27 protein-coding genes are annotated in these 24,586 nt (G+C 65.0%); 16 read left to right on the top strand and 11 right to left on the bottom strand.

The window, feature by feature from the left end; all coding sequences use genetic code 11:
• The first annotated feature begins 66 nt into the window (after positions 1-66).
• Positions 67-693: a trimeric intracellular cation channel family protein gene (locus EP007_RS13645; protein ID WP_208023612.1), complete on the top strand. Its 627-nt coding sequence runs from the start codon at positions 67-69 to the stop codon at positions 691-693.
• Between the two features lie 40 nt (positions 694-733).
• On the opposite strand, the gene EP007_RS13650 is transcribed toward EP007_RS13645, so the two are convergent.
• The 3 genes from EP007_RS13650 to EP007_RS13660 form a co-directional block, all read right to left on the bottom strand.
• On the bottom strand, positions 734-1,210 hold the full coding sequence (locus EP007_RS13650; protein WP_128478181.1) for a YbaK/EbsC family protein: 477 nt from the start codon (positions 1,208-1,210) through the stop codon (positions 734-736).
• Positions 1,211-1,282: 72 nt separating this feature from the next.
• The gene (locus tag EP007_RS13655) at positions 1,283-2,308 is read right to left on the bottom strand and encodes a carbohydrate kinase family protein (RefSeq protein WP_128478182.1); all 1,026 of its coding nucleotides are present in this window, start codon (positions 2,306-2,308) and stop codon (positions 1,283-1,285) included.
• 301 nt (positions 2,309-2,609) lie between these two features.
• Positions 2,610-3,392, bottom strand: a complete 783-nt coding sequence (locus EP007_RS13660) for a sugar phosphate isomerase/epimerase family protein (RefSeq protein WP_128478183.1) — start codon at positions 3,390-3,392, stop codon at positions 2,610-2,612.
• Positions 3,393-3,546: 154 nt separating this feature from the next.
• On the opposite strand from EP007_RS13660, the gene EP007_RS13665 reads away from it, so the two are divergent.
• On the top strand, positions 3,547-4,203 hold the full coding sequence (locus EP007_RS13665) for a cupredoxin domain-containing protein (RefSeq protein WP_128478184.1): 657 nt from the start codon (positions 3,547-3,549) through the stop codon (positions 4,201-4,203).
• 382 nt (positions 4,204-4,585) lie between these two features.
• Here EP007_RS13665 and EP007_RS13670 read toward each other — a convergent pair whose 3' ends face one another.
• Positions 4,586-5,800, bottom strand: coding sequence for a Cdc6/Cdc18 family protein (locus EP007_RS13670; protein WP_128478185.1), 1,215 nt, complete (start codon positions 5,798-5,800; stop codon positions 4,586-4,588).
• A 466-nt stretch (positions 5,801-6,266) separates the two neighbouring features.
• On the opposite strand from EP007_RS13670, the gene EP007_RS13675 reads away from it, so the two are divergent.
• A complete protein-coding gene (locus tag EP007_RS13675; protein ID WP_128478186.1) occupies positions 6,267-7,547 on the top strand; it encodes a glycoside hydrolase 5 family protein in 1,281 nt (426 codons plus the stop codon).
• Between the two features lie 48 nt (positions 7,548-7,595).
• Here EP007_RS13675 and EP007_RS13680 read toward each other — a convergent pair whose 3' ends face one another.
• Positions 7,596-8,762 (bottom strand): cystathionine gamma-synthase, encoded by a 1,167-nt coding sequence (locus EP007_RS13680; protein ID WP_128478187.1) that lies wholly within the window; start codon positions 8,760-8,762, stop codon positions 7,596-7,598.
• Positions 8,763-8,886: 124 nt separating this feature from the next.
• Here EP007_RS13680 and EP007_RS13685 point away from each other — a divergent pair, with 124 nt between their 5' ends.
• The 8 genes from EP007_RS13685 to EP007_RS13720 all read left to right on the top strand — a co-directional run bounded on the left by EP007_RS13685 (position 8,887) and on the right by EP007_RS13720 (position 15,183).
• On the top strand, positions 8,887-9,177 hold the full coding sequence (locus EP007_RS13685) for a 50S ribosomal protein L21e (protein ID WP_128478188.1): 291 nt from the start codon (positions 8,887-8,889) through the stop codon (positions 9,175-9,177).
• A gap of 1 nt (position 9,178) precedes the next feature.
• Positions 9,179-9,535, top strand: a complete 357-nt coding sequence (locus tag EP007_RS13690; protein ID WP_128478189.1) for an RNA polymerase Rpb4 family protein — start codon at positions 9,179-9,181, stop codon at positions 9,533-9,535.
• A gap of 43 nt (positions 9,536-9,578) precedes the next feature.
• Entirely contained in the window at positions 9,579-10,160 is a 582-nt protein-coding gene (locus EP007_RS13695; RefSeq protein ID WP_128478190.1) for a DUF655 domain-containing protein, read from the top strand.
• A gap of 95 nt (positions 10,161-10,255) precedes the next feature.
• Positions 10,256-11,152, top strand: a complete 897-nt coding sequence (locus EP007_RS13700) for a 16S ribosomal RNA methyltransferase A (protein ID WP_128478191.1) — start codon at positions 10,256-10,258, stop codon at positions 11,150-11,152.
• Positions 11,149-12,351 (top strand): mechanosensitive ion channel family protein, encoded by a 1,203-nt coding sequence (locus EP007_RS13705; RefSeq protein WP_166035598.1) that lies wholly within the window; start codon positions 11,149-11,151, stop codon positions 12,349-12,351. Before EP007_RS13700 ends, EP007_RS13705 begins: the two co-directional genes overlap by 4 nt.
• The gene (locus EP007_RS13710) at positions 12,348-12,929 is read left to right on the top strand and encodes a HemK2/MTQ2 family protein methyltransferase (RefSeq protein ID WP_128478192.1); all 582 of its coding nucleotides are present in this window, start codon (positions 12,348-12,350) and stop codon (positions 12,927-12,929) included. Before EP007_RS13705 ends, EP007_RS13710 begins: the two co-directional genes overlap by 4 nt.
• Before the next feature lie 137 nt (positions 12,930-13,066).
• Positions 13,067-14,074 carry a 5-methyltetrahydropteroyltriglutamate--homocysteine methyltransferase gene (locus EP007_RS13715; protein ID WP_128478193.1) on the top strand — a complete coding sequence of 336 codons (1,008 nt, stop codon included), beginning with the start codon at positions 13,067-13,069 and terminating at the stop codon, positions 14,072-14,074.
• Entirely contained in the window at positions 14,071-15,183 is a 1,113-nt protein-coding gene (locus EP007_RS13720; protein WP_128478194.1) for a methionine synthase, read from the top strand. The genes EP007_RS13715 and EP007_RS13720 overlap by 4 nt, the downstream gene beginning before the upstream one ends.
• A gap of 401 nt (positions 15,184-15,584) precedes the next feature.
• On the opposite strand, the gene EP007_RS13725 is transcribed toward EP007_RS13720, so the two are convergent.
• Both EP007_RS13725 and EP007_RS13730 read right to left on the bottom strand, forming a co-directional pair.
• Complete coding sequence (locus EP007_RS13725) at positions 15,585-15,968, bottom strand: hypothetical protein (protein ID WP_128478195.1); 384 nt, start codon at positions 15,966-15,968, stop codon at positions 15,585-15,587.
• A complete protein-coding gene (locus EP007_RS13730) occupies positions 15,965-18,364 on the bottom strand; it encodes a penicillin acylase family protein (RefSeq protein ID WP_128478196.1) in 2,400 nt (799 codons plus the stop codon). Before EP007_RS13730 ends, EP007_RS13725 begins: the two co-directional genes overlap by 4 nt.
• A gap of 209 nt (positions 18,365-18,573) precedes the next feature.
• Here EP007_RS13730 and EP007_RS17580 point away from each other — a divergent pair, with 209 nt between their 5' ends.
• Genes EP007_RS17580 through EP007_RS13740 form a run of 3 tightly spaced genes read left to right on the top strand, consistent with a single transcriptional unit; the run spans position 18,574 to position 20,963 of the window.
• Entirely contained in the window at positions 18,574-18,711 is a 138-nt protein-coding gene (locus EP007_RS17580; protein ID WP_166035382.1) for a hypothetical protein, read from the top strand.
• Complete coding sequence (locus EP007_RS13735) at positions 18,701-20,395, top strand: sodium/proline symporter (RefSeq protein ID WP_128478197.1); 1,695 nt, start codon at positions 18,701-18,703, stop codon at positions 20,393-20,395. The genes EP007_RS17580 and EP007_RS13735 overlap by 11 nt, the downstream gene beginning before the upstream one ends.
• Positions 20,385-20,963: a hypothetical protein gene (locus tag EP007_RS13740; protein WP_243700391.1), complete on the top strand. Its 579-nt coding sequence runs from the start codon at positions 20,385-20,387 to the stop codon at positions 20,961-20,963. The genes EP007_RS13735 and EP007_RS13740 overlap by 11 nt, the downstream gene beginning before the upstream one ends.
• Positions 20,964-21,089: 126 nt before the next feature.
• Here the strand turns inward: EP007_RS13740 and ndk are convergent, their stop codons facing one another.
• Genes ndk through rpl7ae form a run of 4 tightly spaced genes read right to left on the bottom strand, consistent with a single transcriptional unit; the run spans position 21,090 to position 22,351 of the window.
• The gene (gene ndk / locus EP007_RS13745; RefSeq protein WP_128478198.1) at positions 21,090-21,557 is read right to left on the bottom strand and encodes a nucleoside-diphosphate kinase; all 468 of its coding nucleotides are present in this window, start codon (positions 21,555-21,557) and stop codon (positions 21,090-21,092) included.
• Positions 21,554-21,745, bottom strand: coding sequence for a 50S ribosomal protein L24e (locus EP007_RS13750; RefSeq protein WP_128478199.1), 192 nt, complete (start codon positions 21,743-21,745; stop codon positions 21,554-21,556). The genes ndk and EP007_RS13750 overlap by 4 nt, the downstream gene beginning before the upstream one ends.
• 3 nt (positions 21,746-21,748) lie before the next feature.
• Positions 21,749-21,976, bottom strand: a complete 228-nt coding sequence (locus EP007_RS13755; protein WP_115796086.1) for a 30S ribosomal protein S28e — start codon at positions 21,974-21,976, stop codon at positions 21,749-21,751.
• Positions 21,977-21,988: 12 nt separating this feature from the next.
• Entirely contained in the window at positions 21,989-22,351 is a 363-nt protein-coding gene (rpl7ae, locus tag EP007_RS13760) for a 50S ribosomal protein L7Ae (protein ID WP_128478200.1), read from the bottom strand.
• A 281-nt stretch (positions 22,352-22,632) separates the two neighbouring features.
• Here rpl7ae and phnD point away from each other — a divergent pair, with 281 nt between their 5' ends.
• Together phnD and phnC are read left to right on the top strand one after the other, a co-directional pair.
• Positions 22,633-23,751: a phosphate/phosphite/phosphonate ABC transporter substrate-binding protein gene (phnD, locus tag EP007_RS13765; RefSeq protein ID WP_128478201.1), complete on the top strand. Its 1,119-nt coding sequence runs from the start codon at positions 22,633-22,635 to the stop codon at positions 23,749-23,751.
• A gap of 7 nt (positions 23,752-23,758) precedes the next feature.
• Entirely contained in the window at positions 23,759-24,580 is an 822-nt protein-coding gene (gene phnC / locus EP007_RS13770) for a phosphonate ABC transporter ATP-binding protein (protein ID WP_128478202.1), read from the top strand.
• Positions 24,581-24,586: the final 6 nt, after the last annotated feature.

Below are 24,586 nucleotides of genomic sequence, written 5' to 3' on the forward strand. Positions count from 1 at the left end.
CAGGCGAGACCGAACGTAGTGGTTCAGAACCTCGCCGAAGCGTTGCTAGTGGACCCGTTCACCGCGATGAACACGGTCGGACTGGTCGCGTTCGCGCTCGTCGGCGCGACAAAGGCGATACGCGAGGAGTTCGACGTGTTCGGCGTCGCGGTCGTCGGACTGGTCACGGCGTTCGCTGGCGGGGCGACGCGCGACCTGCTCGTGAATCGCGTCCCGCTTGCGCTCAGGTCGCTCGGCGAGATAAGTCTCGGAATGGTCGGCGTGGCGCTGGCGGTCGGTCTGAGCGTCGTCCTCGACTCGCCGGACGACCACCCGATAACGCTGTTCTCCGACGCGGTCGGACTCGCGGCGTTCACCACCGCGGGGGCCATCGTGGCGAGCGACGCGGGCGTCTCGGCGTTCGGCGTCGTCGCCGTCGGAACCATCAACGCGGTGGGCGGCGGCGCGTTCGCGGACATCCTCCTCGACAGGTCGCCGTTCATCCTCTTCGACGATTTCTACGCGAGTTGCGCGGTGCTGGGCGGGAGTACGTACTGGGTGGTGACGGCCCTCAGTGGGAGTGGGAGTGGAAGTAGCGCCGCGGCGGTCTGTGCGGCGGTGACGGTCGGAACCCGGATGGCGGCGGTCAGCTACGGATGGGAACTCCCCACGGCGCAGGCGCTCGGGTTGGCCCGCGACGGAACCAAAAAGTAGTAGCAGGGTCTCGAAAATCTGGAAATCGCGGTCGGGGCGCTCACTCGGCCACGTCGGCGACCTCCGCGCCGGACAGCTCTCGGAGTTCGTCGGGCGCGATGGGGAACACCGCTTCCGGGGTCCCCGCGGCGGCCCACACCGTCTCGAACTCGGTGAGGGTCCGGTCGAGGAACACCGGCACGTCGGCGTCGTGGCAGAACGGCGGGACGCCGCCGATGGACCAGCCGAGCGCGGCCTTGATTTCTCCGGCGTCGGCTATCGCCACGTCGTCCTCGGCGAGTCCGAGACGGTCGGCGAGTTTCGTCTCGCTGACCCGGTTCGCACCGCTGGTCACGACCACGACGAGGCAGTCGTCGGCGCGCATGGCGATGCTACTGGCGATTTGGGCCACGTCACAGCCGATGGCGTCGGCGGCGTCCGCGGCGGTCTTTGTCCCCTCGGGGAACTCCTCGACATCTACCTCGAAGTCGTGGCGGCGGCGCGCCCGGTCGGCGAACTCTGCTGCTCGCTCGTGCATGTCCGTGGGTTGTGAGGGCGTGGGTCAAATAGTTCGGGGCCGAGGCAGAAGCGGATTCCCAGCGCGTCCGGTTCAATCTCGCTGGCTCCGGAACTCTCGGACCGCCTCGCGGGTCGGGAGCGCGGTCATCGCGCCGGGCGCGGTGGTCGTGACCGCCGCCACTGCGTTGGCGAACCGGAGGACCGCCGCGAGCGAGCGGTCGCTCGGGTCGCTGGTCGAGCCGTCGGCCGAATCGTCGGTCTCGTCGCCCGCTCCGGCCGCGAGCGCGGCCAGCGCCCCCGCGGTGAAGGCGTCGCCCGCGCCCGTCGTGTCCGCGACCGATTCGACCTCGTAGCCGCCGTGAGCGGCCTCGTCCGCGCCCCACGGCGCGGCGTCGGTCGAGCGAGCGAATGCCCCCGAACCGCCGAGCGTGAGCAGGGCGGTGTGGGGTCCCGCGTCGGTGACGCCCGCGGCGAGGGCGTCGGGCGAGTCTCCGTCGAATCCGGCCGCGCGGAGGTCCTCCGGGGTGGCCTTCACCACGTCGGCGAACGCGAGCATCTCGCGGACGCGCTCGCCGAACGCCGCCTCGGAGTCCCAGAGTTCCGGGCGGGCGTTGGGGTCGAAGACCACGGTACAGTCGCGCTCGGCGGCGCGTTCGGCGAGGTCCAGCGTGGCCGACCGGCCGGGATCGGCCGCGAGCATCACCCCGCCCACGTAGACCCACGACACCGAGTCGAGGGTTCGGTCGGGGACGCCACCGGGTTCGACGCGCGTGTCGGCGGTCCCGTCGCGGTAGAAGGTGAACGCGCGGTCGGCGTCCGCGTCGTGGCTGACGAACGCCAGCGCGGTCTTGGCGTCCGGGTCGCGCTCGACGAAGCGGTCGGGGAGACCGAACGACGAGAGAGTCGCCGCAAGGTGGTCGCCGAAGGGGTCCTCGCCCACGCGGGTCCAGAACCACGGGACTGCGTCGAGTTGCGCCAGCGCGACCGCGACGTTCGCGGGCGCGCCGCCCGCGCGCCGCGAGAAGTTTTCGACGCCCGCGAGCGGGCCGGGACTGTCCGGCAGGAAGTCTATCAGGGCTTCGCCTGCGACGAGAACGTCGGAGTCCGAATTGGTCACGTTTCGACACTATCGGCGGCGCGCCGAAAAGAGTTGGTCGGTGGCGAGCGTCGCACCGCTTCGGGTCGCGGAGTCGGGCAACGGCGGGAACGCGAATCGTCGCGGACAACCGAGAGCGCGCATTTCCACTGCCCACCGGAAACGCGAATTTTCACCACCGACAGGACGCGCCGCGCCCTCGGCCGCACTCGCGGCTCCGCGCGGCCGAGGGCGCACACCCGAAGACACCCCGCGTCTTCCGAGTGCGCGCGTCCCGGAATTGCTACTCTCTATCTCCGAAAACCGACGACCGTTTTCGTCCTCACGACTCCACGCTGGCGAGTACGTCGTCAAGATACTCCTTGCTCACGCCGATGTAGCCGTAGTCGAGCGTGAACACCTCCAGCGAGAGCGTCCCCGACCAGTCCGCTGGGAGCGCGCCGAGTATCCGCTCGAAGTCGATGGTGCCCGCGCCGAACGGCAGGTGTTCGTCCTGCGCTTTCCGGGTGTCGTTGAGGTGGAAATGCGAGATTCGGTCGGCGTGGCGCGCGACGAACGTCGCCATCCCCGCCGAGTCGAACCCGTCCACGCGGGCGTGGCCGGTGTCGAGAGTCATCGCGGCGTCGGTGTCGGCGAAGAGGTCCGGGAAGTTCCCCGTCGAAAAGGCCCCGCGCGGAATGTTCTCGAAGCAGATCTCGAAGTCGTCGGGCGTCTCGGCGTCCACCTCGCGGACCGAATCGAGGACGAGGTCGCGCAGGTCGGCGTCGTCCCACGCGGGACCCCACGCTTTCGAGTTGGCGTGTGCGACGCCCTTCTGGGCGCCCATCTCCGCGGCGGTCTCGGCGGCCGCGACGAGTTCCCGAATCGCGCCCTCGCGGACGTGTTCGTAGGCCGACCCCACGTCGAGCGCAAAGGGCAGGTGGACCAGCAGGTCGAGGTCCCGGTCGGCGGCGGCCTCGCGCACGGCCGCGGGGTCGAGGCTCCGGCGCTCGTGGTCGCCGTCCATCAGCAGTTCCACGTAGTCGAAGTCTAACTCCGCGGCCACGTCGAAGGCCGTCTCGTAGTTCATCCCGAGTTGGGTGACGAATCCGGTGGTCGCGTCCATGTCGGGGCGACGGCCGCCGGTAGTTAGTCGTTTTCGGGCCAGCGAGCGAGTCGCGTTCGGTCCGGTGAGTCGCCTCCGAGCGAAACGCCTCGCCGCTGGCTCTCGCTGGCCCGTGGACTCTTGAGGATTCGCGGCGAAATCACTCGGAGGAACGATGACGGGGGATTCTACGTCCGCGGAGCGGGGAGACTCAGGGAGCGGTCCAAAGCGAGCGGACTCGGCCGATTCGGAGTCGGGGACCGAGGACGGCCTGACCCGCCGGACGTTCGTCCGGGTGAGCGGCGCGGCCGCCGCGGCGGGAGCGAGCGCCGCGTTCGCCGACGACGCCTCCGCGCAGGCCCAGACCTACCGCTTCGGCGGCGAGGTCGCGGGGTGGCAGGGCCGCGAACCCGCGGCCATCGAGGGCGAGGAGAACCCGACCATCGAGTTGGAAGCGGGCCGAGAGTACGAGTTCTGGTTCGAGAACCTCGACGGCCAACCGCACAACATCGTCATCTGGGACGGCGGCGAGAACGCCATCGTCGAGAGCGACATCATCACCGAACAGGGCGGGACGGCCTCGGTGACGTTCACCGCGACGGGGAACGCCGCCCAGTACGTCTGTACGGTCCACCCGACCACGATGATTGGCGACCTGAACGTGACCGGAGAGACCGGAGACGGAGGCGAGGGTGGTCTCGCCTCGCTCCCGACCGGCGCGCTGGTGCTGGCAGTGGGTCTCGCGCTGGCGTTTCTTTCGCCGCTCCTGTTCGCGCTGTTCCTGTTCTCGCGGGGGCGCGACAGCGGCGACGAAACGACGACCAGAACGTAATCAACCGTCGATTTCCGGCGTTTAACGGCCGACGACCGCGTGGAGCGTTATTGTCCTCGGGAACGGAGACGAGCACATGAGAACCAGCACCCTCCTGCTCGTCGTCGGTCTGGTCGTCGCAGCGGGCGTCTTCCCCGCAGTCGCACACTCCGGGTCCGCATCTGTTCCTGGGTCCGTGTTTGTCTCTGAGTCGTCCCGGCTTTGGGTATAAATCCTCGTCATTGCGAGAATTAGTAGTGCGGTCGGGCTAGCGAGACGACCGCGAGCGAGGGAGCGAACGACGACTCGGAAGTCACGGGTTGTCTTTCAGTGTTTTTCCCACATTCTGTCAGCGAGACCCCCGAACCCGCGGCGCGGCGCAACCGAGTGCAGCAAAAAGTGGCTACAGGTAGCCCTTCACGCTCGCGTGGACGCCCATCGACTCGAAGGTTTCTTCGAGCGCGTCTAGCACGACTGCGAGGTCCTGCTGGAGGTCGTACTCCCGGTACTTGCCGCCCGCCGACCCCTCGTTGATTTCGGTGACATTGAGGATACCGAGCATGGCGAGGTCGTCGAGGTGTTCCCGAAGCCAGCGCGCGGTCAGCGAGTCCTTTCCCGCGGCGTCCGCCAAGGATTTGTAGCGGGTATAAATCTCCCGCGAGCGCGCCGGGGTGTCGTCCTCGGCTTCGAGCGTGGCCAGCGCGTAGACTACAAGTCGTTCGTGGTCGTTGAGGTCCGCGATGCCGCGGGCGACTTGCTCGCGTTCGAGGAGTTGGCGACCTCTGCGGACATGCTGTTCGGCGACTTCCTCGTCGTTCTGCTCGCGGGCGAGGTCGCCCGCCTTCAACAGCAGGTCGAGGGCCTTTCGGGCGTCGCCGGACTCTTGGGCACCGAACGCGGCGCAGAGCGGCACCACATCGTCGGTCAGCACGTCGTCTTTGAACGCGACGCTCTTGCGCTGTTCGAGGACCGCGCGGAGTTCGTTGGCGTCGTACGTGGAAAAAGAGATGGCGCGCTCACAGAGGGAGGACCGAACTTTGGGAGAGAGCGAGTCGCGGAACGTGAGGTCGTTGCTGATGCCGATGAGACCGATACGGGCCTCGGTCAGGTTCTCGTTCTCGCGGGCGCGGGAGAGTTGATAGAGGATGGAGTCGTCCTTGAGGTGGTCGATTTCGTCCAGCACGACGAGGATGATGCCGCCCGCGTTGTCGAGTTCCTGCCACATGATGTCGTAGACCTGCGAGCGGGAGTAGCCCGTCTCGCTGATGTGGTCCGACGGCGGGCGCATCGTGTTGACGAGGTTGCTGGCGACCCGATACGAGGAGTTCAGGCCGTCGCAGTTGATGATTTCGGTGCGAACGTCCAAGTCCTCGTACTCCTCGGCGTTGTCTTCGAGTTTGTTCAGGAGAAATCGGGTGGCGGCAGTCTTGCCCACGCCCGCCTTGCCGTAGAGGAAGATGTTGTCCGGTTGCTCGCCGTAGATGGCCGGTTGGAGCGCGCCGTGGTACTCCTCGAGTTCGTCGTCGCGGCCGACCAGCGTGTCGGGCGTGTAATCGTCCAACAGCGCCTCGCGGTTGGTGTACGGAGAATATTCCCGGACGAAGTCGAACGAACCCATGATACTCGTGGCGGAGTCGCGGGTCGGTCTTGAAGCTATCGAAACCACCCGTTCCGCTGATTCCGCTGATTCATGTGAGTGAGTTATTTAAGAAACACCCCCACCCCATCGTTCCGCTGAATGCGGTGAATCGAGGGGTGGCCGTTCTCAAGGGCTTCTAGAAAGAGCAAGTTTCTTGTTCTAGTCCCAGAAACAGAATCCGCAAACTAGTCTACTCAGACTATTTCAACTATTCAGGTGGGAAAATAACTGCTCGACAGTTCACGCCGCTTCGCCTCCCCTCCGTTCTAAGGACCATTCAGAGGAACGCCGGGGTGGGGGTTTTTATAAATCCTTCCGAACAGACGAAACAGCGGAAATGGTGGTTCGGCGTACCACGGTTCGTCGTCGCCTCGACATCTCCCGACGACGACCTATCACCGTCCCCGACCGAACGCTTTTCCCTCCGTATTTGCTCTCGTTCGTCGTGACCGACGATGCCCGCTCCGACACTCTCCGCGACGTTCGCGGGGCGGTGTACCTCCCGCAGAAGGACTGGAACGCCTACCAGATGTGGGCCGACTACGACAACGAGACCATCGAGCGCGAACTCGACTTCGCCGCGCGTCTCCGACTGAACAGTCTCCGAGTCTTCGCCTCCTACGAATGCTGGCGCGAGGACGGCCCGACCTTCTTCGCGCACGTCGAACATTTCCTCTCGGCCTGCCGAGAGCGCGCCATCCATCCGGTCGTCATGCTCTTCGAAGCCACGCCGGAGGCACCACCGACCGAGGAGAACCTCCGTGCGCGAGACCCGCGAAAGGCGTTCGGCGTTCACTCTCCCTCACGGTCGAAAATCCTGCGACCGCGCAACTGGAAGGGCTACGACCGCTCGCCAATTCACTTCGCGCGTCGATGGGCGCAGGAGTACGCCGAGGACGACCGCCTGCTCGCCACCGAAATCATGAACGAACCCGGCGACGTGCAACCGCGCCGCGACTTCGTGATGGACGCGCTCGAAACGGTCCGGGACGCCGCGCCGGACGCCGCGCTCACGATGGGCACCAAGGACGTGCGCTTCGCCCGCGTCTACGACCGCGACGGCGCGCTCGACGCCTACCAGTTCCATATGAATCTCCCGCGAACTCGGAGCGCGGCCCGCGAGTACGTGGCCGAACAGCGCGCGCTCGCCGACGACATCTCCGAAGGGACTGATGACGACACCGCGACCCCCGCCAAGCCCCTCTGGTGTACCGAGTGGCAACGAACTCTCGACGAACCGCCCTCGCGCTTCGCGCCGAACCTCGCCAGTCTCGCCCCGACGATTCGGGAGGTCCACGACGCGGGTACCCTCGACGGCGACTTCTTCTGGAGCCTGATGCTCCGCCCGGCGTACCTCCGAAAACCCCGCGAGAAGGTTCGCATCAACGGTCTCTTCCACGAGGACGGCGCGGTCTACTCCCGACTCGACGCCGAGACCATCGCTGGGCGCTCGCTCGAACTCGACGCCCGCGACGCGCTCCCCTCGGCGTGGCGCGCCCACCGATTTCCGTATCCCGACGCGGAGCAGAACGACGTCGCTCGCGCCGATGACGCCGGTCAGGAATCGAAATCCGACGGAACCGACCCTAGCGAATCCGACTCCGACAGTGGTGATTCGGCCGAAGCCGACCCCACCGAAAATTTCGCCGACCTGCGGAACCTCCGCGAGGACTTATCGAGGCGAATCCGGGAGACGTTCGGTCTCGGTCCCGGCGAGGAAAAATAACCGCTGACGAAAATACGCGATGCCGAAACCCGCTCCACTGAACCGGCCTCAGTTTAGCGACTGCTTGAACGCTTGGGCCAAGTCCGCCTTCAGGTCATCGACGCTCTCAATGCCGATACTCGCCCGAATGAGACCGTCACGGAGTCCGGCGGCCTCACGCTCCTCCGCCGGAATCGCGGCGTGGGTCATCGTCGCGGGTTGCTCGATGAGGCTTTCGACGCCGCCGAGACTTTCCGCGAGCGTGAAGACCTCGGTGTTCGACACTACGTCGGCGGTCTCTTCGAGGCTGGCGTCCATCTCGAAGCTGACCATCCCGCCGAAGTCGTCCATCTGTTCGGCCGCGAGTTCGTGGTCCGGGTGCGAGTCGAGTCCGGGGTAGTAAACGCGCTCGACGGCGTCGTGGTCCTGCAACCAGTCGGCGAGCGCGCGGGCGTTCTCGCAGTGGCGGTCCATCCGGACCGGCAGCGTCTTCGTCCCGCGCAGGACGAGGAAACACTCGTGGGGACCGGGCGTCGCGCCGACGCTGTTCTGGTAGAAACCGAACTCCTCGTCCAGTTCCTCGTCGTTCGTCACGAGCGCGCCGCCGACCACGTCGGAGTGGCCGCCCATGTACTTGGTCAGCGAGTGGGAAACGAGGTCCGCGCCGAGTTCGAGCGGACGCTGGAGGTACGGCGTGGCGAAGGTGTTGTCCACCGCACAGAGCGCGTCGTTCTCGTGGGCGATGTCGGCGGTGCCCGCGATGTCAACGACGTTGAGCAGGGGATTCGTGGGGGTTTCGACCCAGACGAGTTCGGTCTCCTCGCGCACGGCAGCCTCGGTTTCGTCGAGGTCGGTCATATCAACGAAGTCGAATTCGAGGTCGTACTGCTCGTAGACCTGCGTGAAGATGCGGTGGGTGCCGCCGTACACGTCCTCGCTGGCGACGACGTGGTCGCCCGCTTCTAGCAGGTTCAGGACCGTGTTGATAGCGCCCATGCCGCTCGAAAAGGCGCGACCGTACTCGCCGCTTTCGAGGCTGGCGACGTTGGCTTCGAGGTCCGTTCGCGTGGGGTTGCCCGTTCGGGAGTATTCGTAGCCACGATGCTCGCCCGGCGCGTCCTGCTCGTAGGTCGAGTTGGCGTGAATCGGGGTCATGAGCGCCCCGGTCTCCTCGTCGGGTTCCTGTCCGGCGTGAATCGACCGCGTCTCGAAGTCGAACTCTTCGCTGTCGGTCATATGGGTAGCGAGGAGCGGACGGCAGGTTACTCTTGCCCTTCCGGCGTGAACCGCAGACGTTGAACTCCGAGGAACGCGGAACGTGCCTTTTATAACGGTGACAGAACAAGGGGTGGGTACGACTATGCCGAGTTCGAACGGACCCAAACACAGCACTCGTGACAAACTCTCGAACGAACCCCGAGAGCGCGGTACGTCCCCGCCTCAGCGCGCCGTCCAGCAGTTCGAGGAGGGCCAGAAGGTCCACCTCAAAATCGACCCGAGCGTCGAGGACGGTCGCTACCACCCGCGCTTCGACGGCCTGACCGGCGAAATCGAAGGTAAGCAGGGCGAAGCCTACAAAGTCGGCGTCGCCGACGGCGGCAAGGACAAGACCCTCATCGTCACTTCGGCACACCTGAAAGCGCAGGAATAGCATGACGATATTTAAGGAGAAAGTCCAAGAGGAGTTCCTTACTACCGCGGAAGCCAAGGAGCTTCTCTCGGATGTCGAACAGGAGCGGGCCTTGGACGAGGACCGAGAGATGCGCTACGAACTGGCGCGCGCCATCGAACACGTCAACCAGTTCGCCACGCTCGAAGCCGAGGAGTCCCGCGAACTCGTCGAGCAACTGCTCGAACTCGACAAGGTGGACGAGCAGACCGCGTACAAGATTGCCGATATACTTCCGCAGGACCGCGACGAACTCCGCGCGGTGTACGCCCAAGAGCGATACACGCTCTCGGGCGAGGAACTCGACGACATTCTCAATGTCGTTGCGAAGTACGTCTGACGCCACCAACTCTTTAAATAGTTCGTCGCCGTAATCAATGACAATGAGTGAACAGAATGACGACGAAGAGCAGGTGCCAGCGGTCGTACTGGATTATCTCCCGCACGGTCGCGCCGACGACGACAGGCCCCAGTATCAGAAACCCGCGCTCGCGTACGCGCTGGGCGTCGAAGAGTTCCGACTCTTCGAGGTGACCCTCGAAGAGGACGTGAGTCTCACTATTACCGACCGCTTCGACGCCGACCGCGGCGACGACCTCGTGGACAACGTGCGCGAAATCGAGCACGCGGACCTTTCGACGGCCGCCCAGTCGGAACTCGAACACGCAATCCGCGACGTGGTGGAGTCCAACGAGCGACGATTCGTGGACTTCTACAACGACGCTCAACCCATCACGCTCCGCCTGCACCAGTTGAATCTGCTCCCCGGCATCGGGAAGAAACTCCGAAACAACATTCTGGAGAACCGCAAGCGCAAGCCGTTCCAGAGTTTCGACGACCTCGAAAGTCGGGTGTCGGGTCTTCACAATCCCAAGGAGGTGCTGGTCGAGCGCATCCTCGAAGAGATTCGGGAGGACGACTTGAAGTACCGCACGTTCGTGCGAGTCGAAGAGCAACAGGAGTAGCCCGGACGGAGTCGCTGTTCTCGGCTTTTCTCCCCGAGGTCGCGCCTCAACGACTCGGTGGCTTTACCCATTTCCGGGGGCTATCACCGAGCAAGATGACCGACGCACGCGACGCGGAAGGCGACTTCCGCAACCCCGACGCCCTGCTCAGACGGGCGGGCGTCCGGGGGAACCCCGACCGGGACCAGCACTTCCTCGTAGACGACCGGGTTCTCGACCGACTGCCCGACTACGCCGAGGAGACCGACTTCGACCTGTCGCACGTCCTCGAAATCGGGCCGGGGACCGGCGCACTGACTGACCGACTGCTCGCCGTCGCCGACGAGGTAACGGTGATAGAGCGCGACCGAGACCTCGCGGCGTTCCTGCGTGAGGAGTTCGCCGATGAAATCGCCGCCGGACGCCTGACGGTCGTGACAGGCGACGCGCTCGAAACCGATCTCCCGGAGTTCACCGCCTGCATCTCGAATCTCCCCTACGGCGTCTCTAGCGAAATCACCTTCCGACTGCTCCCCCGCGGCGAGCCGACGCTGTTGATGTTCCAGCAGGAGTTCGCCGAGCGCATGGCCGCAGACGTGGCGACCGACGACTACGGTCGCCTCTCGGTCTCCGCCCAGCACTACGCCGACGTGGAAGTCGTCGAACCCGTGCCCAAGGAGGCGTTCTCGCCGCCGCCGGATGTCGAGAGCGCCGTCGTCCGGACGACGCCGCGCGACCCCGACTACGAGGTCGAAGACGAGGCGTTCTTCCTCCGGTTCGTCAAAGCCATCTTCACCCAGCGGCGTAAGACGCTCCGGAACGCGATTCGGAACACCGGCCACATCTCGGGGCTAGACGACGCCGACGCGCCGGTCACGGCCATCTCGGAGGGGAAGACCGAGTTGGACCCCGACGTGCTGGGCAAGCGCGCGGGCAAGATTCCGCCCGAGACGTTCGCGGCGCTAGCGACGATTGCGACCGAGTACGGTCTCGACGGCGGTGAGGACGAGTGAGCGGGGCGCTCGCTGGCCTCCTCTCGACTATCGACCGATTGGCCGACTTCACGACGACCGAACAGCTCGCGGCGACAGCCGCCATTCTGCTCGTTCTCGTCGGAGCCTTCTGGGTCGCCCGGCGCGTCCGGCCGAAGCTCCGCCAGCGATTTCCGAGTCAGGTCGGCGACGTAGTGTTGCTTGCGTCGCTGGGCGGTCTCCTCCTCGTGTCGGCGATTAGTCTCATAGTCCTCTGGGAACGCGGGACGACCGCCGCCCAGGCGCTCGACGGTATCAACAACGTCGCCGGAAAAGGGTTCTCGATATTCCTCGCGCTGGCCGTGCTGGCGGGCGCGTACATCGCCACCGGGTTCGTCAAGCGGGCCATCGACCGACTGGTTGACGGCCACGACACCATCAGCGAACATCAGAGCGAAATCGTCTATCGAGTCTCACAGCTCACGGTCTACGTCTCGGCGGTGGCCATCATCCTCGGTCTCTGGAACATCGACCTCAGCGGGCTGCTGGTCGGTGCGGGCTTCCTCGGTATCGTCGTCGGTATGGCGGCCCGCCAGACGCTCGGTGCCCTGCTCGCGGGGTTCGTGTTGATGTTCTCTCGGCCTTTCGAAATCGGCGACTGGGTGGAAATCGACGGCGAGGAAGGCATCGTAACCGACATCTCCATCGTCAACACGCGCATCCAGACCTTCGCAGGTGAGTACGTGATGATTCCTAACGACATCGTGAGCGGCGAGAAGATAATCAACAAGAGCAGGAAGGGCCGCCTCCGCATCGAGGTCGAAATCGGCGTCGATTACGAGGCTGACGTAGAGCAAGCGTCCGAACTCGCCAAGACGACGATGAAGGACTTGGACGAGGTGCTGACCGTCCCGACCCCGAAGGTCGTCCTCAAGGAGTTCGGCGACTCAGCGGTCACGCTGGTCCTGCGGTGCTGGATAGATAAGCCCAGCGCCCGCAGGCAGTGGCGCGCCCGTACCGCGATCATCGAGTCGGTCAAGGCGGCCTTCGACCGCGAGGGCGTCAAGATTCCCTACCCCCAGCGCGAACTCACCGGTCGGCAGGAGTCGGGCGGCTTTCGCCTCGCTAGCGATGCTGACCTGCCGGAAGCGACCGCCGACGGCCCCAGAGCCGAGGCCGGGCAGACCGACGGCGGCGTGGCCGACGAGCGGTCCGACGCGAGCGAGGTGAGCGAGCAGTGACCGACCTCGCCGACCAACGCGACGCCGAGACCGAAGTGTATCAGCCAGCCGAGGACTCCCACCTGCTGGCCGAGGCCGCGGTCGCAGACCTCGAATCTCACCCCGCGGACCTCGCGCTGGAGGTCGGCACCGGGTCGGGGTACGTCGCCGAGACGGTCGGCGACGAGACCGGCGCGCGCGTCCTCGGCTCTGACCTGAACCCCCACGCTTGCCGACAGGCCCGCGAGCGCGGCGTCGAGGCGGTCCGGGCCGACCTGCTCGAACCCTTCCGAACGGGCGTCTTCGACGCCGTGCTGTTCAATCCGCCCTACCTGCCGACCGACCCCGACGACGAGCGCGACGACTGGATGGAGGTCGCGCTTTCGGGCGGCGAGGACGGACGGAAGGTCATCGAACCGTTCCTCGAATCCGTCGGGCGCGCGCTCGCGCCCGACGGGGCGGTCTACCTACTGGTCAGTAGCCTCACGGGGGTAGACGAAGTCGTCGGACTGGCCGACGACCAAGGGTTCTCGGCGGTGGCGCTCCGCGACGAGTCGTTCCCCTTCGAGACGCTAACGGTGTTGAAACTCGTGCGTTAAGCCGCGGTCGCCGTCGCAGTCGCCTTTATCGGGTTCACGCTCCATCGATTCGTGTGATGTGGTACCCACATTCTATTCCCATCAGTAATCTCCGAAGAGGAAAATATTAAGCACCAGCATTTCGTAGTCCGGGGTACATGAGCAAATACGTCGCAACGACGCCGGGAGTGTATCCCCTTCCGGACTGGGCCAAGGACGACTTGGCCGACCTGAAGGGCCATCAGAAACACGACCTCGTCAGCGGCGACGAGGACGAGGAAATCGTGACCGTCTACGACGAGGCGCGCGAGGAGGTCGTCGGCCGACAGCAGGAGGCCGGACTCGACCGCACCGTGGAGGGACAACTCCGGTGGGACGACATGCTGGCCCATCCCCTCGCGGTCCACGACGCCGTCGAGACCCGCGGCATCGTCCGGTACTACGACAACAACAACTTCTACCGAGAGCCGGTCGTGACCGACGACCTGACGTTCGACGGTGACATCGCCGCCGAGTTGGAGACCGCGAGCGAGTTCGCGGACGACGACTCCCTTCAGGCGGTCGTCCCCGGCCCGTACTCGCTGGCCGACCTCGCCACCGACGAACACTACGGCGACGACGCGGACTTCCTCGACGCCGTTGCGGACTTCCTCGCCGGAGAGGTCGAGGCGTTCCCCGAAGTCGAGACGCTGTTCGTTCTCGAACCCTCGCTGGTCGAGAACGCGCCAGACGAGGGCGAGGACGAGCGCGCCAGCGAGGCAGTAGACACCGTGGCAGGCGCGGCCGACGCGGACACCGACGTTGTCGTCCACACCTACTGGGGCGCGCTGGAGGAGAAAGTCCACGCGCACCTGCTGGACGCCGACTTCGACGCGCTGGGCTACGACTTCGTCTCGAACCCGGAGGACAACCTCTACAACATCAACGAGTACGGCACCAAGAACTCCATCGCGGCAGGCGTCGTAGACGGCCAGAACACGCTGGTCGAGGACGCCGGAGCCATCTCGGAGCGCGCCGATTGGCTGGAGGAGAACACCCCCGCCGCCGACTTCGAGACGGTGTACCTGACGCCGAACACCGAACTGTTCTACCTGCCCTACTCGACGTTCGAGGAGAAACTCGCTGCGCTCGGCGAAGCGACCGACCTCGCAGAGGTGACAGCATGAGCCAGAACCGAGACCAGTTCCGACCCGAGAATCACCCGACTGACCACTTCCTGCTGACGACCGTCGTCGGTAGCTACCCCAAGCCGAAATGGCTGGACCGTGCGCGTGACCTTCACGAGGACAGCGAGGCGCAACGCGCCTCGAACGCGAGCGATGACGAACCGCGAGCGACGCCGGATTTCGACGACGACGCGTGGCAGGAGGCCAAGGACGACGCCGCGCGACTCATCACGGACGAACACGAGCGTGCCGGACTCGACGTAATCGTAGACGGCGAGATGCGGCGCAACGAGATGGTGGAGTTCTTCGCCCACCGCATCGACGGCTACGAGTTCAACGGTCCCGTGAAGGTGTGGGGTCACAACACCTTCGACAAGCCCTCGGTCGTCTCCGAAGTGGAGTACGACGAGTCGTGGCTCGTTGACGAGTACGAGTTCACCGCGAGCGTCTCGGACCGACCGGTCAAGGTGCCCATCACCGGCCCGTACACGCTGGCGAACTGGAGCTTCAACGAGGCCTACGACGACACCGAGTCGCTGGCCCGCGACCTCGCGGACCTCGTGAACGAGGAGATAGAGAAACTGGTCGAGGCTGGCGCTCGCTACGTTCAGATAGATGAACCCGCGCTGGCGACGACGCCGGACGACCACGCCATCGTCGGCGACTGCCTCGAACGCATTGCGGACGGGATTCCCGAGGACGTGCGCATCGGACTCCACGTCTGTTACGGCGACTACTCGCGCATCTACCCGGAGATTCTGGACTTCCCGGTGGACGAGTTCGACCTCGAACTCGCCAACGGCGACTACGAGCAGTTGGACGTGTTCAAAGACCCCGAGTTTACCGCGGACCTCGCGCTCGGCGTAGTTGACGCCCACGACGCCGACGTGGAGACGGTGCCCGAAATCAAGGCGAACATCAAGAAGGGGCTGGAAGTCGTGCCGCCCGAGCAGTTGACCGTCAGTCCCGACTGTGGGGTGAAGCTACTCCCGCGCGAGGTGGCCTACGAGAAGATGGCGAACCTCGTGCAGGCCGCCCGAGAGGTCGAACAGGAACTCGACGACGGCGAAATCGAGGTTGAGCGGTCGGCCGTGGCCGCCGACGACTGACCGACGGCGATTCGACTGGCCGCCGCTGGCGCTCGTCGGAGTGGCTGACAGGCGGCACGCATCGGCCGCGCTCCGGAGCGCCGCGCGCCGCGCAACCGCTGGCGCGCTCCGGCCTGATTCAGGTCACGGGCAGGGTTCGCCCCGGCTTCGCACTTGAAGGTTTGTGCGATGGGTTTCTCTGGGAGCTTTCGCGCTGGGTGGATTTCCAGATCGGCGCGTGCGGGCGCGCGCAGAACTGCGCGCGCCAACCGCGCGAGGGACGGCGGCCGCGGATGCGGCCGCCGAGGTTGGGGAGGCGTGAGGCCCGCGGTTGCGGTATGAGTGGCGTCGGCAGTCGCTCGCTCCGCTTGGTCTACTCATCTGTTTCTCACGATACAGCGAGAATGACGATTTCCCGAGACTCAGACTACACCTCGAACTAGCGACCCGAGCGCCGACAGGCCGACCGGAATTCCGACGCTCAGATAGAGCAACCGACCCATCCGGGCGTACTGCACCAAACCGCCGTTCGCGGCGACGAGGACGGCGAACACCGCCCACGCCAACACCCCGAAGGCGATTCCGGCCGCGAGACCTCGCTTGACGTTCTTCGAGGCGAGACCGACCACTGCGCCGCCGAGGAGGAAGCCGTACCAGTGGACCCACGCCGCCGCGAGACCGACGACCACGCCCGCGAGGAGCGCGGCCCACCGCGCTCTGGCGTCGGTCCGGATTTCGGCGAGCGCGCTCCCGAGCGGTCCGGTCTCGGCGCGACTCGCGGTCAGGTCGTCGGAGAGTTCGCTCATTGGTCGCCCTCCGAGTCGGCGGTCTCGAACTCGATGGCCGTCTCGCCAGCGAGGGCGCGGCTCATCGACTTGTACTTGCCGTCGGCCCACAGTCGGAGTTGGTCGTCGTAGTGGTCCGAAAAGTACGCCCCGGAGTTGCCGCCAGGTAGAATGCAAATCGACTGCTTGCGGTCGGAGAGGGGACAGACCTGCCGCCAACTGCTCCCGACCGCAGACTCCTTGCGGTAGTTGTTCAGCGTGTAGGCCGACCCGTCGGTCGGATACTCGGGGTAGTTGAGAAACGACTGGTCGAACGGATGGGTGATGGCCGCGGTCGTGTTGTAGTCGCCGTAGGTCGCGCCGTCCTCGATGTCCTCGATGGCCGTCCGAAGCGCCCGGACCATCACCGCCTCGCGGCCCTCGTCGCCGAACCAGCGACTCTCGGCGGGCAGGGTCGCCAGCACCCAGTCGTTCGGGTAGTCTTCCTCGTCGAGGTCGTTGCTCTCGAACTCGTCGCCGAACGTCTCCTCGCGGAACTGCTCGAACCACATCACAAAGACGAGCGCCGCGCGCGAGTCACGGGTCATCCGGGCGTCCCAGTTCCGGAGCGTCTCGGTCGCCTCTGCAAGTCCGTCCTCACCCTCGGCCGCGGCGACGAGTTCGTCCAGTATTTGTTCGGCGCGGGCCGACTTCGCGTCCCGTTGGAGTCGGCGCATGAACTGCGGGTCCATCGGTCGCTCCGAGTCGGCGCGCCGGTCGAGCAGTTCGTAGAGTCGCTGGCCCCGGTAGGGCGTACTGTACCGCTCGCCGATGTAGTGTTCGGGGTCGTCTTCGATGCGCTGGTTCGCGCTGCCGAGGTACTCCGGATTGCGGACGTGTGGCTTCTCCTCGAAGGGGACGAACCCCTCCCACGACGAGACGCCGAAGGGTTCGAAGCCCTCCCACTCGGCTTCGCCCGCAGAGCCGTCGAAGACCCGCGTGCCCCACACCTCTTCGTTGTTTATCGTACGCATCGGAATCTTGCCGGTCACGTAGTAGAGCGTGTTACCCTCTCGGTCGGCGTAGACGACGCTCTGGGTCGGCAGGTCCATCTTCTGGGTGGCGTCGAGGAACTCCTCCATCCCGTCGGTCTTGCTGTACTCGTGAATCGCCTCCGAGGTCCGGGTCGCGGTGTGGCCCGTCCACGAGACGCCGACTCGCTGGCCCTCGCGTTCGAGGAGCGGCCCGTGGATCGTCTTCCGGACCGTGACCGTCCGGTCCTCGCCGTCGCTGACCGCGATGGTTCGCTCCTCGGTCTCGAACTCTCGCCACTCGCCCTCGTAGTGGTAGCGGTCGCCCGACTCGTCGGTCTCGTAGCTGTAGAAGTCGATAACGTCGGCCCCGCTGTTGGTGAACCCCCACGCGCCCGAGTCGTTCTCCCCGATGACGACGAACGGGACGCCCGGAAACGTCACGCCGCGGACGCTCGCCTCGTCGCTCCGGAGGTTCATCTCGTACCAGACTGGCGGTGCCATCAGCGAGAGGTGCGGGTCGTTTGCCACGATGGGGTCGCCACTCGCGGTCTGGTCGCCCGAGACGACCCAACTGTTCGACCCGACGCCGGGCGGCGACTCGAACGACGACACCCAGTCGAGCAGGTCGTCGCCCTCGAAATCGCGGGACGACGAAACCGTCCGGCGAGTTCGGGCGCTCGCGGTCGTGCCGTCGTTCCCGCTGTCCGAACCGGACCTGATGATGGGCGCGTCGTGGTCCATCCGGAAGGGATACAACTCCTCGACGGCGTCCTCGCCGAGTTTCCGCGCCAACCGCTCGCGCCGGAGCGTCGAGAAATCCCCAGTCAGCCCCCACGAAATCTGCTGTTCCATCAGCATCGTGTCGGCAGCGGTCCACGGGTCAGGTTCGTAGTCGAGCAGGCCGAACTCCATCGGGAGCGCCTCGCGCTCTCGGCAGGCGTTGACGCCCTCGCAGAACGCCTCGACGGCTTCGCCGGTCGGCGTCCCTTCAAGCAGTTCGAGGTTCGCCTCCGCGCCGCCCGCGAAGTCCATCCGGACGTGGAACTCGTCGGAGTCGAGCGCGCGCTCGCCGACGACTTCCGAGAGTTCGCCGCGCATCACCCGCCGCTGGAGGTCCATCTGGAAGAGTCGGTCGGCGGCCTGCGCGTATCCGACCGCGAAGTAGAGCGCCTGCTCGTCGTCTCCGTCCACATGCGCGGTCCCGTACTCGTCGTAGCGGACCGCCGCAAGACCGTACGGGCTTTCGACTCGCTGATTCGTCCGGTCAGTCGCGTCCCGCCACGCCGACCCGGAGAAAGGGGCAAACCGGTCGAGATACCCCCGGACCGGCGAGAGGGACCCGCCAACAGCGCCGCCGCCGACGATGGCGGCGACGAGCGCACGTCGCGTGGTATCGATGTCCATGTTTGGGATGTGGTAGCTCAAGCGTAAAACCGCTGTTCCACGACGAGTGAGTTGTTCGAGGTTGTTTCGGTATTTATGTATAAATACTGAGTACCGCGGTCGTATAGTGGATTTAGATTGTCCGAGATGACTGCTAAGAGACAGAAGGGCTGTCTAATCAAAAGATAAATATAATACCTTTGTTTACGGCTACAGTGATAATGCCTGCCATGAGCACACTCGATTGGCTCGGGGTCGTCGGACCGTACGTGATGTTTTTCACCATGTTGATAACGTACTACGTCTGGGAGGGTCGCCGCGAGCGTCGCCTGCGCCAGCGCTACGAGGAGGGCGAGCATGCAAAGTAGCGCGGGCGGTCTCGCGGGCGACGCGGGTATCTGGGTCCTCGGTGCGTTCTCGCTTTACCTGCTCGTCTTGCTCGGCATCGGTCTCTACTCCTCGCGGTTCATGGACTCGGTCGGCGACTACGTCATCGGCGGCCGCGAAATCGGTCCCGTCGTGACCGGATTCTCCGAACGCGCCTCCGAGATGAGCGGGTGGCTCACGCTCGGGGTGCCCTCCGACGCGTACAGCACCGGTATCATGGCGTTCCTGAACGGTCTCGGGATGATTCCGGCGGACCTGTTTGCGTGGGCGGGCCTCGCCAAGCGCCTGCGGAAGTACACCGAACTCGTCCGGTCGGTGACGCTCCCGACGTTCTTCGCCACCCGCCTCGGCGACGATACCGGCGCGGTCAAGGGCGTCTCGGCCGTCGTCCTCATGCTGTTCGAGGGCGGCTACGTCGGTGCCCAAATCGTCGCGGCCGGGACCTTGCTCCAGATTCTGACCGGCATCGAGCCGTGGGTCGGGATTCTGGTCGGCGGCGTCATCGTCATCGGCTACACCTTCCTCGGAGGCTACTTCGCCGTGGCGTGGTCCGACTACTTCCAAGGGGCCATCATCCTCGCGGCGTTCATCCTCCTGCCGGTCATCGCATTCCTCAACATGGGCCTGCCCTTCGCGGAGGTCGCGGCCACCGCGGGGTCGTCGATGACCAGCATCACGGCCGGAACAACCGGCTGGGCCGCACTCTTCGGCATCATCAGCTACGCCGCCATCGGTCTCGGGGTGCCCGGCAACCCCCACATCATGGTCCGGTTCATGGGTATCGACCGTGTGAAGAACATCCGGACCGCGGCGCTGGTCGCCCAACTGTTCATGTTCGTCGCCTACATCGGCGCTGCGCTAGTCGGTCTCTACGCCATCGCCATGTTCGGCGAGGGAGCCATCCAGAACGGCGACGAGGTCATGCCGATGCTCACCCTCGACCTCCTGCCCGGCGCTATCGCCGGTATCGTCCTCGCGGCGGCCCTCGCCGCGATGATGTCCAGCGCCGACTCCCAACTGCTCGTCGCCACCAGCGCGGTCGTGGAAGACGTGTACCACGGCTTCTTCAACAAGGAGGCCACCGAGGAAGAACTCGTGAAATACTCGCGGTACGTCACCTTCGGTCTCGGCACCGCGAGCGTCGCGTTCGCGTACCTCGCCAAGAGCACGCCCATCTACACGCTCGTCCTCGACTACGCGTGGGGCGGTCTGGGGGCCGCAATCGGCCCGACGGTCATCGCCACCCTCTGGTGGAAGCGCGTGACCGCCAAGGGGTCGGTCGCCAGCATGCTCGTCGGCACGGCTACGATGATTCTCTGGACCCAGCTTTCGACGGTTATCGACCTGCTCGGCCTGTCGGCGACGGTCGAAGGCTCGGCGTTCCTCTCGGGTCTCGTCGGCGTCTACGGCCTGTTCCCGGCGTTCATCCTCTCGGTGATTACGCTGGTCACGGTGTCGCTACTCACCGAACCGCCCGCGGGCGTGGACGACCACTTCGACGTGTTCGACAAGCCGCTCTCGGCAGTCATCTCCGACGGGAGCGCCCCCGACTACGCCACCGACGGCGGGACGAGCGACGACACCTCGCCGAAGGTCGTGACCGAGGCGGACAACATCCGCGGCCACGTCGCCGCGTCGGGCTACTGGGACGACGATGAGCGCTGACGCCGACGCCAGCGATTCCGCGGCGGAGTCCGAGGCAGACACCGCGGAATCGGAAGCCCGGAGCGCCGACACTGAGGCGACCCAATCGAACCCGCTGGTCGGCCAGCGCCACGAGGCGGTCGAACTCCCGGTCATCCGACCGACGGTATCCCGCGAAGACGTGGCGTCCGCGGGCCGGGTCGGCGCGGTGGCCTACCCCTATCGCGTCTACGAAGCCGAGGTCGAGGTGGCCCGTCCGTTCATGTCCCCTCGACGTGACAGTCGCGTCGTCAGCGTGGACTGCTCGCGCCGCCTCTCGCTCCGGGCCGACAGGGTTCCGGAGTTCGAGACCCGAACGGTTGAGGACGCACTGGTCCTCCCCAGCGAACTCTCGCCCGAGCAGGCCGACGAGAAGGCCCGTGATGCGGCGTTCAAGTGGACGCTCCGCACTTCGATTCTGGGCGACGTGCCGGAAGTCGAGTTCGCACGGACGGTGGACGCCTACAAGCTGTTCTGGCTGGTCGAGCGCCCCGACGGCGACGCGATAATCGACAGCGTCAACGGGGACGAGCGACCGCTAGCGGACTGAACTTCCGCTCTTTCTTGCCGTGCGGTTTCGGATGTACGGCGACGGCTGTACGACGACAGGGTACGTCGGCGTCGCCACTCCGAACTCGAAGAAAATAACGAAAAACGAATCGACCGCGTTAGGCCGTTACTCGTACAGCCACGTCTCGTCGATACGCTCGTAATCGACCAGTTCCTCTTCGTCGAAGAATAGGTCGATTTCGCGCTCGTTCGCGCCTTCGTCCTCGTGGTCCGAACCGTGGATGACGTTGCGACCGAGGTCGAGTCCGAAGTCGCCACGGATGGTGCCGGGCGCGGACTCGGCCGGGTCGGTCTCGCCCATCATCTTGCGGACCTGTCGGGTCGCGTCTTGACCTTCCCAGACCATCGCAAAGACGGGACCGGACGTGATGAAGTCAACGAGGCCCTCGAAGAACGGCTTGCCCTCGTGTTCGCCGTAGTGGTCGTGAGCGAGGTCCTCGCTCATCTGCATGAACTTTCCGGCGACCATCTTCAGACCGCGCTCCTCGAATCGGGAGACGATCTCCCCGATGAGGCCGCGCTGGACGCCGTCGGGCTTGACCATCACGAAGGTGCGCTCGGCGTCGTCGCTCATTCGTTGGTCCTCTCTGCGCCGCCTTCCTCGGTCCATTCGAGGTCACGCGGCTCGCGGCCGAGGTCGGCGTTCTTTTCGCACTTCGCCGAACAGAAGTGGGTCGTGCTACCGTCGGTGGAGACGTACATGGTGCCCGTACCGGGTTCGATGTCGTCGCCACAGTAGTCACAGACTCGGAACTGGGGCATGGGTTACTGACCTCCGATGGAGTCGGCTTCGCGTGCGGTCTCGCGTAGTTGCAAGACGTCGCCCTCTCGGACGGGGCCGAGGCAGTTCCGCGTAATGATGCGGCCCTGATTCTCGCCCTCGCGGATGCGGCACTTGACCTGCATGGCCTCGCCGTGCATCCCCGTCTTGCCGACGATCTCTATCACTTCGGCGGGCGTGGAGCCTTCTTCTTCAGTTTCCTCTGCACTCATGACTCAACCACCTCAACGAAGTTCCTCGACCTTGCTGGCGATGTCTTCGATGTCGTCTTCGGCCTCGCCGGAGTCGGTGACCGCAGCGGCGGCGCTCCCGACTTCGAGTCCGGCGGCGTGACCGATGTCGTCCTGCGTCTCGACGAAGATGAAGGGAATTCCCTTCTCGTCGGCGAGTTCCGGAAGGTGCATGACGATCTCTTCCGGCTGAACGTCTTCGGCGATGAAGATGAGGTCGGCGTTGCCGCGCTCAATCGCTTTGGTCGTCTCGTTCGTACCTTTCTTTACACTACCTGTGTCTCGGGCGACCTCGAGCGCCTCGACGGCGCTGTCTTGGAGGTCGGCTGGGACGTCGAAGTTTACGTACACTGGCATAGGTTGTTCACCTCCCTGCACGTCGGCTCAAGCTCCCCTGCCGGGCAAATCCTTTGCGGCTAGGAGCATCATCAACCGCGCACAGGTCGTATCCTTCCGTAGTTCGTCACCCCTTAAAAGCGCTTTCAAATGCGGCGACGGCGTGCGAAACGAACGCACGGGAAGTCGGTCACGGCCATCGTTCGCGTGACGCTCGAACCTAATCTGATAGAGTATTTAAGGAGTTCTATTAAATATGATAAAGATTGATAAGGGGCGCTACGTATTGGCGTCCACCGCCGATGACTAAGAAACAATTTTCGAGACGGTCGCTACTGGCTTCGACGAGCGCAGCGGTCACGTACGGACTCGCTGGCTGTATTCAAGGCGAAGGCGACAGCGAGGAAACCACGACCGGAACCCAGATGGGCGCTGGTGCTTCCGATTTCGACCCGGCGAACCCCGAGTTCCCCCAACCGATGCGAGCGCTAATTCAGTCCGGCTTCGAGACGGGGACCCTCGAAGACCTCGAAAATATGGAGACGCGAGACGAACCTCGCTACGGCGATCCCGTCCAGCAGACGCCGTCAAACGACGACGACCTCATCGACCCCGACAAGTTGGCGTTCGCCATGACGCCCACCGAGGACCCGGCGGCGTACCGCGATACGATGCAACCGCTGATGGACAACATTGCGAAAGAGACCGGTAAGGAGGTCGAATACTTCCCCCTCCAGTCGTACGCCTCGATGATCGAGGCGATGCGCTCCGAGCGCCTTCACGTCGGCGGGTTCTCGACCGGCCCGACCCCGTTCGCGGTCAACCTCGCGGGCGCGGTGCCGTTCTCGATTCAGGTGTCCGACGACGGCGCGTTCGGCTACCGGCTCTGGCTGGCCACGCAGGCCGACAACGACGAAATAAACGGTCTCGACGACCTGAGCGGCAAGCGCGTCGCTCACTCCGAACCGTCGTCGAACTCCGGAAATCAGGCACCGCGCGCGCTCTTCGAGAACGAAGGCGTGACGCCCGGCGAGGACTACGAGGTCTCCTACTCAGGCGGCCACGAACAGAGCATCCTCGGCGTCGCAAACGGCGACTACGACGCCGCGCCCGTGTGTAGTACGTGCGTGACGCGCGTGGCAAACTCCGGGAACGTTGATCCGACGAATATCAAGGTGGTCTGGGCGAGCAACCCCTTCCCGACGACCAGTTTCAACTACCGGTACAACCTCACGCCCGAGATTCAGGACGGCATCCGGAAGGCATTCATCGACTACGACTACTCCGACACCAAGATAGCCGAGACGTTCGAGGGACGAGGCAAATGGACCGAAATCGACTACGCGACGGCCTACGACATCATCCTCCAGATTCAGGAGAAGAACGGCGTCGAGTACCAGACGGGCAACCTCGAAGAGTGACCAACAAATGATACGGGTCGAAGATTTAGAGAAGGTGTACGATTCGGGCGACCGCGCGCTCGACGGCATCTCTATGGAAGTCGGTGGTAGCGAGATTGTTGCGATTATCGGCCCGAGCGGTGCTGGAAAAAGTACGTTCATCCGGTGTATCAACCGCCTCACCGAACCGACCGGCGGGAGCATCTGGCTCGGCGACACCGAGATTACCGCGCTGGGGAGCGCGGACCTCAAGGAGGCCCGCCGCGACATGGGGATGATTCATCAGGAGTTCAACCTCATCGAACGGCTCACCGTCATGGAGAACGTCCTCTCGGGGCGACTCGGCTACATGAGTACGTGGCGCGCGTTCCGTCGGGACTTCGACGGAAAGGACATCGCTCGCGCCCGCGAGATACTCGACCGGGTCGGTCTCGGCGGCCACGAGGACAACCGCGCCGACGAACTGTCGGGCGGCCAGCGCCAGCGCGTGGGCATCGCGCGGGCGGTCATCCAGCGGCCCAAGATTCTGCTGGTGGACGAACCGACCAGCGCGCTCGACCCCGAAACGTCCATCGAGGTGATGGACCTGCTGACCGAAATTGCCAGCGAGGACGACATTCCGGTCCTCATCAACATCCACGAGGTTGACCTCGCACTGGACTACGCCGACCGAATCGTCGGTCTCAGCGACGGTCAGGTCGTCTTCGAGGGCACCCCTGAGGAACTGGACGAGCAGGCCCAAGACATCATCTACCGGGACGGCGACTCTCGGGAAGAGCGCGACGCGGCCGCGAGCGACGGCGACGACCTCTCGGAGGACGCCGTCGAGCGCAGTGCGAGGGAGGGGTAGTCGCTC

Source organism: Halorussus pelagicus, from assembly GCF_004087835.1.
Lineage (GTDB): Archaea > Halobacteriota > Halobacteria > Halobacteriales > Haladaptataceae > Halorussus > Halorussus pelagicus.